The following is a 12,465-nucleotide window of genomic DNA, read 5'->3' as shown; positions in this document are numbered from 1 at the left end:
CGGTGGGGCTCGAACTCCCGGCCGAGCTGACCGAGCCGCTGAGCTGGATCGGTCTGGAGTGGCCGCAGGCCGACGAGGAGCTGCTCTTCGCCGCCGGACAGCAGTGGCTGTCCTTCGGGATGACGTTGCAGGCCGCCGCGGAACGCGCGAACGGGGCCGCCGCGGCGGTCGGCCGGTACAACACCGGTGACACCGTGGACGCGTTCGAGGCGTGGTGGCAGCGGGAGGACGGCCCGCAGCTGCGGCTGCTGGAGGACGCGATCGCCGCGCAGCTCATCGGCGCGGTGCTGATGATCTTCGCGGCGATGACGCTGGCCATGAAGATCGCCTTCATCGTCCAACTGATCATCCTGCTGGTCCAGGTGACCATCGCGCTCGCCGCCGCGATCGCCACCGTCGGCGCCTCCACCACCACCGTGCCCGGCTTCATCGCCGCCACCCGGATGATCTGCCAACGCCTGATCAGGATGATCGTGCAGCAGGTCCGCACGGTGCTCAAGCAGATCCTGGAGCAGGCCAAACGGCTGCTCAAGCTGGCCCGCAAGGTGGGCGCCAAGCGGGCCGCCCGCAAGGTCGAGCGGCAGATCGCGCACGACCTCAAGCGGGTCAACCCGAAGTTCGACCCGCCCCACCCGGACTACTCGGCGAACTGCACCCACTGTGTGCAGACGTACGAGCTGCGCCGGCGGGGCATCGACGTCGAGGCGACCGCGCTGCCGAAGGCGTACCACCCGTGGGGCGGGCGTCCGCTCGCCGACATCGAGAACACCTGGGGGCGCCGGTTCACCTCCGGCGGCCAGGCCGACATCGAGAAGGCCTTCGACAACTTCGGCCCGGGGTCCCGCGGCGTGGTCGCCATCCAGTGGAAGAACGGCGGCGGCCACGTGTTCAACGTGGAGAACGTCGGCGGCAAGGTCCGCTTCATCGACGGCCAGAACGCCGGCCGGGACGTCGCCGACTACTTCGCCCAGGGGCACAGCACCTCGTTCGTCCGGCTGGACGACATCCCCATGCCCGGTGGCCTCACCCAGTTCGTTCGACCCCCCGGATAGGATCACGCCTCATGGCTGTCACCTACGAGCAGGCCCGGGACATCGTGCGCCGGGCGACCGAGCCGGACTGGCCGATCGGCACCTACTGCCTGGACGACCGCAAGATCGTCGAGAACGACGCGTTCTACGTGTTCGAGGTGGGCGCCCGGGAGTTCCTGGTCGGCGGCGACATGTCGTACATGATGGCCGGTTCGGTGCCGGTGGTGTACAAGGCGGACGGTCGGCTGGAGTTCCTGCCGTCGTTCCAGATCGGCACCGATCCCTCGATCCGCGACCGGCCCAACCCGGCGCCCACCATCCAGGTCTGACCGGCCCCAGGTCGACCGCCGGCCGTCGGGTCAGCGGTCGACCTGGGTGAAGTCCCAGGAGTGCGGGGGCCGGGCCACCAGCCGCATCGGCGGCTCCGGCAGGTCCCGGGGGCTGCTCCGCCACTTGGAGATCACCACCAGCCGGTGGTCGGTGGAGGAGAAGACCTCGCTGGACAGGTGCAGCGGGTCGTGCTCGAACTCGGGCAGGGCGGTGTCGCAGACCCAGGTGATCAGGTCGGCGAAGCCGTACGGCTCGGCGCGCGCCTCCCACATCCGTACGATCACGTCGTCCCTCTCGTCAGCGGCGGGCGGCATGTCAGACGCTGACCACGGTCAGCGGCATGGCGGAGTCGGCGGGCAGGTCGAGGCGGCTCGGCGCGACGCCCGAGGCCACCAGGTGCGAGCCGAGCGCGGCCACCATCGCGCCGTTGTCGGTGCAGAGCTTCGGGCGCGGCACCCGGACCCGGACGCCCTGCTTCGCCGCCCGGTGCTCGGCCATCGCCCGCAGCCGGGAGTTGGCAGCCACTCCGCCGCCGATCACCAGCGTCTCGACGCCGTTCGTCCGGCAGGCGTCCAGCGCCTTGCCGACCAGCACGTCGCAGACCGCCTCCTGGAAGGACGCGGCCACGTCGGCCACCGGCACCGGCTCGCCGGCCCGCTGCCGCGCCTCCACCCAGCGGGCCACCGCGGTCTTCAGGCCGGAGAAGGAGAAGTCGTACCGGTGGGCGGCGAGGTCCTTGGCGGCGGTGAGGCCGCGCGGGAAGCCGATGGCCCCGGGGTCGCCGGCCCGGGCCTCCCGGTCGATCCACGGGCCGCCGGGGAAGGGCAGCCCGAGCAGCCGGGCCACCTTGTCGAACGCCTCACCGGCGGCGTCGTCGATGGTCGAGCCGAGCGGGGTGACCCCGCGGGCCAGGTCGTCGACGAGCAGCAGCGACGAGTGCCCGCCGGAGACCAGCAGGGCGATCGCCGGCTCGGGCAGCGGCCCGTGTTCCAGGGTGTCCACGGCGACGTGCGCGGCGAGGTGGTTCACCCCGTACACCGGCTTCTCGGCGGCGACGGCGTAGCCCTTGGCCGCGGCCACGCCCACCAGCAGCGCGCCGGCCAGGCCCGGGCCGGAGGTGACGGCGATCGCGTCGATGTCGGCGATGGTCACCCCCGCCTCGGCGAGGGCCCGGTCCATGGTCGGGACGATCGCCTCCAGGTGGGCCCGGCTGGCCACCTCGGGCACCACGCCACCGAACCGGGCGTGCTCCTCCACACTGGAGGCCAGCGCGTCGGCGAGCAGGGTGTGCCCGCGTACGATGCCGACGCCGGTCTCGTCGCAGGAGGTCTCGATGCCGAGGATCAGGGGTTCGTCAGCCATGCTCATCAATCCTCGTTGCGCCGCATGACCAGCGCGTCGGTGTTGCTCGGTTGGTAGTAGCCGCGCCGCACCCCGATCGGCTCGAACCCGTAGGTGGCGTAGAGCCGCTGGGCCGGGGCGTTGTCCGCCGCGACCTCCAGCAGGGTGCTGCGGGCGCCGCGCCGGTCCGCCTCGGCGAGCAGCGCCTCCAGCAGAAGCCGGCCGATGCCCCGGCGCTGCGCGTCCCGGCGGACCGCGATGTTCTGCACCCAGGCCTCGTCGGGCGGCGTCACGGTGAGCCCGGCGTACCCGAGCACCCTGCCGTCGTCGTCGGTGGCGACCAGGTAGTGGTGCCCGTGGGCCAGTTCGTTCCAGAACATCGCCGGGGACCACTGCTCGGCGCCGAAGAGGTCCGCCTCGATCGGCAGCACCTGGTCGATGTGCCACCAGCGGAACCGGCTCAGCCGTACCGCGCTCACGGTAGGACCGGCTTGTGCCCGGTTGCCGCCACCGCGTCCGGGCGGCGCAGGTAGAGCGGGGTGAGCGGTTCGCCGGGGGCGCCGGCCCGGATCCGCTCGGCGGCCAGCGCGGCGAGCACGGTCGCGTCCGGGTAGCGCGGCTCGGCCCGCAGCGGCAGGCCGAGGACGTCCGCGTACCGGTGCGCGCCGTCGCCGACGGCCACGGTGACGGCCAGGTCGCGGGCGCGCTCGGCGGCGACCACGGGGGCGTCCACGTTCGGTCCGGCGATCCGCTGGCCGGCGCCGTCGTAGACGGCCCAGTAGATCTCCCGGCGGCGGGCGTCGCTGGCGGCCAGGACCGGCTCGCCGGCCGCCACCGGGTGGCCGATCCCGTCCAGCGAGCAGACGCCGTACGTGGGGATGCCGAGCACCTGACCCATGGTGGCGGCGGTGACCAGGCCGACCCGCAGCCCGGTGAACGGCCCGGGGCCGAGCCCGGCGACGATCGCGGCCAGGTCGGCGGGGCGGGCGTCGGCGTCGGCCAGCACCGCGTCGACCTGCGGGGCGAGCAGCTCACCGTGCGCCCGGGCGTCGACCGTGCACCGCTGCGCGCGGGTCGTGACGCCGTCCGCCGAGACCTCGACCAGCGCCGCGGTCACCGCGGGCGTCGAGGAGTCCACCACCAGTACGAGCACGGTATGCCAGCCTAGTCGGCTCCGCGCACACCCGGTCACACCCCGTCCCGGCACGCGGCAGCGGGACCGCCTCCTTGACGACGACCGTCCCTGCCCGGCGCGCCCTCGTTCGTCGAGCCGGCCCGGCAACTCCCGGCGATCCGGTCCGGCGCCGCGGTCGGTGCGCCAACCGCCGTGCGATCCGGGGCCGCCGGAGCCCGCGATCGGATCGCCTGCGAGGTCCTGCCCGACGACAGCCGGCTCGCCGGCCAGATCGCCGCCGTCCTCCGCGGAGAACGGAGCGCCCACCTCCTCAGCCAGCAGGCGCCGGCCGACCTGGCGGGCGTGAGCCAGAGCGCGGTGGCCCACGTCGAGCGGGGCGATCGACTGCCCAGCATCCCCCTCGTCGAGCGGCTCCTCGCCGCGCTCGACCTTCAGCTCGCGGTCGGCGTCGAGCCGCTGGACAGCCACCTCGACGCCAGGATGGCCGAGCTGACCGCCCGGCCCCTGGCCGACCGGATCGACGATCTCGGGTTGGACCGGATGATCGACCGGCTCGGGGACCTGCCCCACCTGCTGACGGGGAGCACCGCCGCGCTGCTCCAGGGCGCTCCGCTCCCGGTGGAGGCGGTGCAGATCGCGCTGCGGTGGCGCGACTCGGCGCGGTTCACCGCCTGGCTCGAAGCGGCGTACGGGCAGCGCTGGAACGCCCGGTGGGAGGAGTTCGGCGGCCTCCACCTGGAGCCGGAGGAACCGGGCGAGCACCGCTGGCGGACCCGGTACGGCGAGATCCGGGCGCAGCTGTGCGACGAGCTGCCCGAGTCGATCGAGGTCCGGCACGGCGGCCGTTCCTATCCGGTCGTGCCGCTGCTCCAGGTGGAACTGACCGATCCGCGCGCCGCCGACCTGCTGCGCCGCCACCGGCAGCGGCAGGCCGGCGACCCGGCCGGCGACCCGCCACGCGCACCGCGGGCCGCCGGGGCGCGCAGGGCGGGGTCAGCCGGCTGAGCGCTCCCAGTCGATGGTGGGCAGGCCGGCGTCGGCGAGTGCCTTGTTGGCCGCGCTGAACGGGCGGCTGCCGAGGAAGCCGCGGGGGTTCATCGGGCTCGGGTGGCCGGCCTCCAGCACCACGTGCCGCGGGTTGGTGACCAGGGCCGCCTTCTTGCGCGCGTACCCGCCCCAGAGCAGGAAGACCACCCGCTGGTCGAGGGCGTCGAGGGCGCGGATGGTGGCGTCGGTGAACTCCTCCCAGCCGGAGTTCGCGTGCGAGCCGGGGGTGGCCTGGCGGACGGTGAGCACCGAGTTGAGCAGCAGCACGCCCTGCGCCGCCCAGCCGTTCAGGTTGCCGCTGCGCGGCTTCGGCACGCCCAGGTCCTCGCCCAGCTCCTTGAAGACGTTGCGCAGCGACGGCGGCACCGTCACCCCCTCGCGGACGCTGAAGCTCAACCCGTGCGCCTGCCCCGCCTTGTGGTACGGGTCCTGCCCGAGGATCAGCACCCGGCAGCCCGCCGGCCCGCACAGCCGGTAGGCGGAGAAGAGGTCCTCGACCGGGGGAAAGACGGTCTGGGTGGCGTACTCCCGGGCGACGAACTCGGCCAGCGCCGCGGTGCGGGCCGGGTCGAGGTGCGGGGCGAGCACCGCGCGCCACTCTTCGGGGAGGAGCGCCAGCAGGTCGAGGGTCGGGGCGTCGTCGAGCATCGGCAACCTTTCGCAGTCGGTCCCGGGCACTGTAGGCAGCGGGTACGACAGGCCGTCAGTCGAGGGTGGCGAGGCGCTCCGCCCAGTCACCGCCCACCGGTTCCAGGGTCACCACCCGGGTGTCGTCCTCGCGTCGGTCGATGCGGACCCGCAGGTGGGCGTCGACCAGTTGCTCGACCATTCCCTCGCCCCACTCGACCACGGTCACCGCCTCGTCCACCGAGGCGTCCAGGTCGAGGTCGTCGATCTCGGCGCGCGGATCCGCCGACTCCCCCAGCCGGTACGCGTCCGCGTGCACCAGGGACACCGTGCCGCCCCGCGCCGGGTCGGGCCGGTGCACCCGGGCGATCACGAAGGTCGGCGAGGTGATGTCGCCGCGCACGCCGAGGCCGGCGCCGATGCCCTGGGTGAGCGCGGTCTTGCCGGCGCCGAGCGGGCCGCTGAGCAGCAGCAGGTCACCGGCGCGCAGCACGCCGGCCAGCCGCCGGCCGAACCCGTGGGTGTCCTCGACCGTCGGCAGCATGACGACGACCGTCACAGCGCCTCCCCGCTCACAGCTCGTCAAGGAAGTGCTCCAGCGCGGCGTTGACGTCGTCGGCGTGCTCCAGCATCACCACGTGCCCGCTGTCGTGGATCTTGACGAACTCGGCATGCGGCAGCCGCCGGACGATCTCCTCCGAGTGGTTCACCGGAGTGATCATGTCCTTGTCCCCCACGATCACCAGCACCGGCGTGCCGGCCAGCGCGGCCAGCGCCGGGAACCGGGAGTGGGTGGCCAGGGTCCGCAGGTAGCGGGTCACCGTGTCGGCCGAGGTCCGCGAGTTCATCGTCTCCACGTACGACACCAGCGCGGGGCTGGGCTTCGGGGTGCCGAAACCGTATCGGCGGGTCAGCAGCCAGGCGACGTTGGTAGTCGACTTCCGGGCCTTGTCGATCACGGAACCGCCGTACCGGGTGGCGTTGCTCATCATGTAGAGCACCGGGGCGCCGACCCGGCCGAGCAGAGCGGGCGCCACCAGCTTCGTCTCCGCGATCAGACCGCCCGAGGTGGCCATCAGCACCGTGCCGACCACCCGGTCGCCGAACATCTCCGGGTACAGCTCGGCCAGGGCCATGATGGTCATCCCGCCCATCGAGTGGCCGACCAGCACCAGCGGCCCCTCCGGCGCGGTCTCGTCGATCACCCGGCGCAGCGTCCGGCCCAGCGCGGCCAGGTCGTACTCCCCGGTCTCCAGCCGGCCCGACCGGCCGTGCCCCGGCTGGTCGTACGCGACGATCCGGTAGTCGCCGCGGGCGGCGAGCATCTCCCGCTGGAAGTGGAAGGTCCCCATGTCCAGGCAGAAGCCGTGCACCAGCACCACGGTCGGGTGCCCCGCGACCGGGCGGGTCGGCTCGACCACCTCCACGTGGATGTCGGTGCCGTCCGGCATCTCGAACCGGTACGACTCGTCGTACCGCTGCTGGCCGAAGACCTCGTGGGCGTACGGATCGGTGGGGTCGCCCTTGAGCCGGCGGACCAGGATCCGCTCGCTCACCACGCCCGCGGCGAGCCCGGCGGCGGCCACGCCGACGGCGGCGCCGACCACACCGGCGACCTTGCCGGCCGCGGTCCGGGGCCGGGGGACCCGGAAGCGGGGCGACGAGGTCACGGCCGCTCGCCGTCGTAGACGCGGGGCACCCGGACCCCGCCGAACCGGGTCACGATCTCGTAGTTGATGGTGCCGACCGCCTCGGCCCAGTCGTCGGCGGTGGGCTCGCCGTCCGCGCCGCTGCCGAAGAGCGTCGCCACGTCACCCGCGGCGATCTCGTCGTCGCCGCAGTCCAGCACGAACTGGTCCATGCAGACCCGGCCGGAGATCGTCCGCCGCTTGCCGCCGAGCTGCACGGGACCGGTGTTGGAGGCGTGCCGGGGCACCCCGTCGGCGTAGCCGAGCGGCACCACCGCCAGGTTCGCCTCCCGCTCGGTCAGGTAGGTGTGGCCGTACGAGACCCCGGTGCCGGCCGGCACCCGCTTGGTCAGCATCACCCGGGCCCGGGCGGTCATCGCCGGGCGCAGCCCGTACCGCTCGCCGGCCACCGGGGACAGGCCGTAGACCGCCAGCCCCGGGCGGACCAGGTCGAAGTGGGTGTCCGGGCGGGTCAGCGTGGCGGCCGAGTTCGCCAGGTGCCGGTACCGCGGGCGCAGCCCGGCCCGCTCGACCATGGCCAGCCCCTCGTGGAAGACGGCGAGCTGCCGGTCGGTCGTGGGGTGGCCGGGCGAGTCGGCGTACACGAAGTGGCTCCACACGCCGACCACCTCGACCAGGCCGTCGGCCTGGGCCTTCGCGGCGGCCTCCAGCAGCGCGGGCCAGTCGGCGACGGTGGCGCCGCCCCGGGACAGCCCGGTGTCGATCTTCAGGTGCAGCCGCGCCGGGCGGTCCGCCCGGCGGCTCGCCTCGATCATCTCGTCCAGCTGCGGCAGGCTGGCGCAGCCCAGGTCCACGCCGACGGCGACCCCGTCGTGCAGCGGCAAACCCGGGCTCAGCAGCCAGGCCAGCACGGGGGCGCTGATCCCCTCCCGGCGCAGGGTCAGCGCCTCGTCGAGGGTGCAGACGCCGAGCCAGTCGGCCCCGGCGTCCAGCGCGGCGCGGGCGGCCGGGACCATGCCGTGGCCGTACCCGTCGGCCTTGACCACCGCCATCAACTCGGCGCTCGTGCCCGATCTGAGCCGGGTCACGTTCTCCCGGATCGCGTCCAGGTCGACGCGTACCTCCGACTGCCACATGTCCCCAGCCTACTTCCGCCGGTGATCACGGCGGGTCGCAGCCGGGCTCGCGGGGGCCCGCGCCGCGGGATCAGGGCAGCCGGGCCAGCACCGGGCGCAGCGCATTGGCCACGTCCGGCGCGGTCACCGGCCCGCTCCGGGCCGCCTCCCGGCCGGCCAGCCCGTGCAGGTACGCCGCCGCGGCGGCCGCCCGGTCCGCCCGCACCCCGGCGGCGAGCAGCGAGCCGAGCAGCCCGGCGAGCACGTCCCCGGTGCCCCCGGTGGCCAGCACCGGGGTGCCGGTCGGGTTGACGTACGCCCGGCCGTCCGGTGTGCCGATGATCGTGCGATCCCCCTTGAGCAGCACCACCGCGTTCATCCAGGCGGCCAGCCGCAGCGCCGCCGCCACCCGGTCCGCGCCCGGGGTCTCGCCGCAGAGCCGGGCGTACTCCCGGTCGTGCGGGGTCACCACGATCGGGGCGTCCCGGTCGCGCAGCCGGTCCGCCAGCTTGCCGTCCACCAGCAGGGTGAGCGCGTCCGCGTCGAGCACCACCGGCACCGGCGCGGAGAGCACCGCACGCAGTTCGGCGGCGGACTCCTCGCCGGTGCCCAGCCCGGAGCCGCAGACCCAGGCCTGCACCCGGCCGGCGTCCGCGACCCGGCCGGTGGCGATCACCGACGGGTGCTGGTGCAGCACCTCCGGGCGTGCCCCGCCGGCGTAGCGGACCATGCCGGTCGGCCCGGCCAGCGCCCCTCCGACCGAGAGCACCGCCGCCCCCGGGTACGTCGCCGACCCGGTCGCCACCCCGACCACGCCCCGGGTGTACTTCTCGGAGGCCGCGCCGAGCCGGGGCCACCAGTCGACCACGTCCGACCACTCGGTCACCCGCAGCGCCGGCGAACCGCGCAGCCACGGCGCCAGCCCGATGTCGACCAGCTCGACGTGCCCGGCCAGCTCGGCGGCCGGGCCGACCACCAGCGCCGGCTTCAGCGCGCCGAAGGTGACCGTCACGTCGGCCCGCACCGCGCTCGGCCGGCCGGAAGCGGTCAGCGGCACGTGCCCGGTGTCCACCGCCACGCCGCTCGGCACGTCCACCGCCACCACGGTGGCCCGGTCGCCGTCCCGCCCGCAGTGCCGGACCAGGCTCGCCGCCAACTGGTCGGCGGTCTCCCGCAGCCCGCCGCTGCCGCCGATCCCGATGATGCCGTCCAGCACCAGGTCGACCAGGGCCGGCGGCCGGTCGACCAGCTGCCCGCCGGCGGCCCGCAGCGCCGCCAGCGCCTCGGCGTGCGCCCGGCCGGGGGTGAGCAGCAGGGCGGACACGGCGGCGCCGCGCCGGGCCAGCCGCTCGCCGGCGTACAGGGTGTCGCCGCCGTTGTCGCCGGAGCCGATCAGCAGCAGCACCCGCGCGCCGTAGACCCCGCCCCGGTCGGAGAGGAGGAGTGCGCAGCGGCGGGCCAGCCCGGCGGCGGCCCGCTGCATCAGCGTCCCCGGCGGGAGGGTGGCCATCAGGCCTGCCTCCGCCGCGCGTACGTCCGCGACCCGCCACACCGGTTTCATGCCACCCCGTCCCATCCCCGGCGGGCCGGCCGGCCCGCCGGCCAGCTCACCGTTCCGCCACCACCATGGCCGACGCGATCCCGCCGTCGTGCGACAACGACAGATGCCAGCGGTTGATCCCGCGCTCGGCCGCGGCGGCGGCGACCGTGCCGGAGACGGTCAGCCAGGGCCGGCCGTCCGGGTCCGGCACGATCTCGCAGTCGTGCCAGCTCAGCCCGGCGGGGGCGCCGAGGGCCTTGGCCACCGCCTCCTTGGCGGCGAAGCGGGCGGCCATCGACTCCGGCGAGCGCGGGTTGCCGGAGCGGGTGTAGCGCTCGCCCTCGGTGAAGAGCCGGTCGGCGAGCAGCGGCGTCCGGGCGAGGGCCCGGGCGAACCGGTCCACCAGCACGACGTCGATGCCGACAGCCACGATCACGGCACTCACCCTACCGGCGGGCGGGGCGCAGATTAGCCACCGGCTCCGCGGTGGGCAACGCCTGTGGACGACCCGCCGGTACGACCACCGCCCGCCATCCACAGGGCCGGTGCCGTGGGCAGTGGGCTGCCTAGCGTCGTCCCCGTTGCCCGCCCGGCCCCGGCCCGTCACCGGGGCGGGCGTCGATCCGCCGCCGACGTCCCTCGCTCGGTGGCCACCGAGCCGGGGAGCCCGCCGATGACCGAGGAGCCGTTGAGCGTCGAACCCGAGGTGCTGCGCGAGGCCGCCCGGTCGCTCGCGGACGACGCGTACCGGCTGGCCTGCGGGTTGACCGGCGCCCCAGGGCTGGTGGTGCCGGCCGAGGGCTGGCGCGCCGGGGTGGCGCTGGCCGAGCTGGAGTCGGCGGTGCATCGCTGGTGCGGGGCGCGGGCGGCCCGGGTGGCGGCCACCGCCGACGCGGTCCGCCTCGCGGCGGAGGGCTACGAGGCAGTCGACGAGCGCGCCGCGCGCCGCCTGGCCGGAGTGCCCCGGTGAGCCGCCACCCCGGGCCCCCGGCGGCGGGGGCGTCGTCGGTGGGCGCGGCCGGGGCGCCGGAGGCGGTCGGATACGCCCAGCTCTGGTCCGCCGACCCGGCCGCCTGGGCCGCGGCCGGGGCGGCCTGGCGCGGGCTGACCGGCCCGGTGGGCCGGCGGGTGGCGGCCCTCGACACCCGGGTGGCGGGCCTGCGTCCCGCCTGGTCCGGCGCGGCCGGTGACGCGGCGCGGGAGCGGCTCACCGGGCTCCGCACCGAGCTGACCGACGTGCTGCCCGCGCTGATCGAGGTCGACCAGGTGCTCGCCGAGTTCGCCGCCCGGCTGCGCGGGGCGAAGGCCCGGCTCGCCACCGCCGTCGCCCTCGCCGAGCAGGGCCGACTGCTGGTCGACCGGTCGGGCCGGGTCCGGGCGGATCCGACCGTGCCGCGTCCCGCCGAGCGGGTCGGCCCCGGGGTGGCCCAGGTGGCGGCGGCGGTGCGCGCGGCGCTGGAGCTGGCCGGGGCGGCGGACCGGGAGGCGAGCGCCCGGCTGGCCGAGCTGACGGCGGCGGCCGGCGCGGGCTGGGTGAGCGTCCCGCCCGGCCGGCGGCCACCCGCCGACGCCGGCCCGGCCGAGGTGGGCCGCTGGTGGGCGGGGCTCACGCCGGCGGAGCGCCGGTGGCTGGTGGCGCACGAGCCGACCCTGGTCGGTCGCCTGGACGGGGTGCCGGTGACCGCCCGGGACCAGGCCAACCGGCTGCTGCTGGGCGCGCGGCGGGCTGCGCTGCTGGCGCGGGAGCGGGGGCTGCTGAGCCGGGCGCACCCCGACCCGCTGGCGGTGGCCGCGCTGGCCCGGGTCGCGGCGGCGCTGCGCGGGCTGGACGCGCTCACCGAGCGGTTGGCCGCACCGGGGCCACCCCGGGCGTACCTGCTCGGGCTCGACCCGGCGGGCGACGGGCGGGCGATCGTGGCGCTGGGCAACCCGGACCGGGCCGGCGCGGTGCTGACGTACGTGCCGGGGATGACCGCCGACCTGGCCGACGCCCCGGGCGAGCTGGGCCGGGCGGCGCGGGTGCTGGACCGCTGCGCGGCGCTCGCCCCGGCCGAGGAGACGGCGGCGGTGCTCTGGCTGGACTACGACGCCCCGGACTTCCTGCACGAGGCGGCGTGGGGCGGGCAGGCGCGGGACGCGGGGCCGGCGCTGCACCGGTTCCAGGAGGGGCTGCGCGCCTCCCACGAGGGGCCACCCGCCCGGCACACCGTGCTCGGGCACAGCTACGGGTCGGTCGTGGTGGGCACGACCGCCCGCGACCAGGGGCTGAGCGCCGACGCCCTGGTCTTCGTGGGCTCACCCGGGGTGGGTGTGGCGCACGCCGCCGAGCTGCGGATGCCGGCGGGTCAGGTGTGGGCGAGCACCGCGCCGGACGACGTGATCCGGCTGGCCCGGCCGCCCGACGAGCTGGCCCGCCGGGCGGTGCTCGGCGCGACGCCGCTGGGCCCGGCGGCGTCGCTGCTCCAGCTGGGCGAGCACGAGCTGTGGTTCGGGCACGACCCGAGCGATCCGGGCTTCGGCGGCCGGCGCTTCCCCAGCGGCCGGTACGGCCACACCGGCTACTGGGACCCGGGCAACCCGGCCCTCGACGGGATGGCCCGGATCGTGCTGGGCCGGTGAACGCGGGCCTCACCAATGCGCGGGGCCCCTC

General features: G+C 75.7%; 15 protein-coding genes. 5 read left to right on the top strand and 10 right to left on the bottom strand.

Annotated elements, in window-relative coordinates; all coding sequences use genetic code 11:
- Positions 1 to 2 precede the first annotated feature (2 nt).
- Together ACFOYX_RS20025 and ACFOYX_RS20020 are read left to right on the top strand one after the other, a co-directional pair.
- Positions 3 to 1,052: a toxin glutamine deamidase domain-containing protein gene (locus tag ACFOYX_RS20025; RefSeq protein ID WP_322440296.1), complete on the top strand. Its 1,050-nt coding sequence runs from the start codon at positions 3 to 5 to the stop codon at positions 1,050 to 1,052.
- Between the two features lie 11 nt (positions 1,053 to 1,063).
- The gene (locus ACFOYX_RS20020) at positions 1,064 to 1,360 is read left to right on the top strand and encodes a hypothetical protein (protein WP_322440295.1); all 297 of its coding nucleotides are present in this window, start codon (positions 1,064 to 1,066) and stop codon (positions 1,358 to 1,360) included.
- Between the two features lie 30 nt (positions 1,361 to 1,390).
- Here ACFOYX_RS20020 and ACFOYX_RS20015 read toward each other — a convergent pair whose 3' ends face one another.
- Genes ACFOYX_RS20015 through tsaB form a run of 4 tightly spaced genes read right to left on the bottom strand, consistent with a single transcriptional unit; the run spans position 1,391 to position 3,855 of the window.
- Positions 1,391 to 1,645, bottom strand: coding sequence for a hypothetical protein (locus tag ACFOYX_RS20015; protein WP_109802957.1), 255 nt, complete (start codon positions 1,643 to 1,645; stop codon positions 1,391 to 1,393).
- Positions 1,646 to 1,676: 31 nt separating this feature from the next.
- A complete protein-coding gene (tsaD, locus tag ACFOYX_RS20010) occupies positions 1,677 to 2,723 on the bottom strand; it encodes a tRNA (adenosine(37)-N6)-threonylcarbamoyltransferase complex transferase subunit TsaD (protein ID WP_322440294.1) in 1,047 nt (348 codons plus the stop codon).
- Between the two features lie 5 nt (positions 2,724 to 2,728).
- Positions 2,729 to 3,181, bottom strand: coding sequence for a ribosomal protein S18-alanine N-acetyltransferase (gene rimI, locus ACFOYX_RS20005; RefSeq protein WP_322440293.1), 453 nt, complete (start codon positions 3,179 to 3,181; stop codon positions 2,729 to 2,731).
- Positions 3,178 to 3,855 carry a tRNA (adenosine(37)-N6)-threonylcarbamoyltransferase complex dimerization subunit type 1 TsaB gene (gene tsaB, locus ACFOYX_RS20000; RefSeq protein WP_322440292.1) on the bottom strand — a complete coding sequence of 226 codons (678 nt, stop codon included), beginning with the start codon at positions 3,853 to 3,855 and terminating at the stop codon, positions 3,178 to 3,180. The genes rimI and tsaB overlap by 4 nt, the downstream gene beginning before the upstream one ends.
- Positions 3,856 to 4,029: 174 nt before the next feature.
- Here tsaB and ACFOYX_RS19995 point away from each other — a divergent pair, with 174 nt between their 5' ends.
- Positions 4,030 to 4,842: a helix-turn-helix transcriptional regulator gene (locus ACFOYX_RS19995; RefSeq protein ID WP_322440291.1), complete on the top strand. Its 813-nt coding sequence runs from the start codon at positions 4,030 to 4,032 to the stop codon at positions 4,840 to 4,842.
- Here ACFOYX_RS19995 and ung read toward each other — a convergent pair.
- The 6 genes from ung to ACFOYX_RS19965 form a co-directional block, all read right to left on the bottom strand.
- On the bottom strand, positions 4,831 to 5,532 hold the full coding sequence (gene ung / locus ACFOYX_RS19990; RefSeq protein ID WP_109806073.1) for a uracil-DNA glycosylase: 702 nt from the start codon (positions 5,530 to 5,532) through the stop codon (positions 4,831 to 4,833). The two genes, ACFOYX_RS19995 and ung, sit on opposite strands and share 12 nt — an antisense overlap.
- Before the next feature lie 55 nt (positions 5,533 to 5,587).
- Positions 5,588 to 6,055, bottom strand: a complete 468-nt coding sequence (gene tsaE / locus ACFOYX_RS19985) for a tRNA (adenosine(37)-N6)-threonylcarbamoyltransferase complex ATPase subunit type 1 TsaE (protein ID WP_322440396.1) — start codon at positions 6,053 to 6,055, stop codon at positions 5,588 to 5,590.
- Between the two features lie 28 nt (positions 6,056 to 6,083).
- Positions 6,084 to 7,181 carry an alpha/beta fold hydrolase gene (locus ACFOYX_RS19980; RefSeq protein ID WP_109806074.1) on the bottom strand — a complete coding sequence of 366 codons (1,098 nt, stop codon included), beginning with the start codon at positions 7,179 to 7,181 and terminating at the stop codon, positions 6,084 to 6,086.
- Complete coding sequence (gene alr / locus ACFOYX_RS19975; RefSeq protein ID WP_109806075.1) at positions 7,178 to 8,296, bottom strand: alanine racemase; 1,119 nt, start codon at positions 8,294 to 8,296, stop codon at positions 7,178 to 7,180. Before alr ends, ACFOYX_RS19980 begins: the two co-directional genes overlap by 4 nt.
- A gap of 70 nt (positions 8,297 to 8,366) precedes the next feature.
- Positions 8,367 to 9,836, bottom strand: a complete 1,470-nt coding sequence (locus ACFOYX_RS19970; RefSeq protein WP_322440290.1) for an NAD(P)H-hydrate dehydratase — start codon at positions 9,834 to 9,836, stop codon at positions 8,367 to 8,369.
- Between the two features lie 46 nt (positions 9,837 to 9,882).
- Positions 9,883 to 10,251, bottom strand: a complete 369-nt coding sequence (locus tag ACFOYX_RS19965) for a holo-ACP synthase (protein ID WP_109806077.1) — start codon at positions 10,249 to 10,251, stop codon at positions 9,883 to 9,885.
- Between the two features lie 237 nt (positions 10,252 to 10,488).
- Between ACFOYX_RS19965 and ACFOYX_RS19960 the strand changes: the two genes are divergently transcribed.
- Entirely contained in the window at positions 10,489 to 10,785 is a 297-nt protein-coding gene (locus tag ACFOYX_RS19960) for a type VII secretion target (protein ID WP_322440289.1), read from the top strand.
- Positions 10,782 to 12,434: an alpha/beta hydrolase gene (locus ACFOYX_RS19955; RefSeq protein WP_322440288.1), complete on the top strand. Its 1,653-nt coding sequence runs from the start codon at positions 10,782 to 10,784 to the stop codon at positions 12,432 to 12,434. Before ACFOYX_RS19960 ends, ACFOYX_RS19955 begins: the two co-directional genes overlap by 4 nt.
- Positions 12,435 to 12,465: the final 31 nt, after the last annotated feature.

Origin of the sequence: Micromonospora sp. GCM10011541, from assembly GCF_042650725.1 — a bacterium.
Taxonomy (GTDB): Bacteria; Actinomycetota; Actinomycetes; order Mycobacteriales; family Micromonosporaceae; genus Micromonospora; species Micromonospora sicca.
Note: the sequence above shows the minus strand (reverse complement) of the source record. Positions and strands in the feature narration are given on the sequence as shown.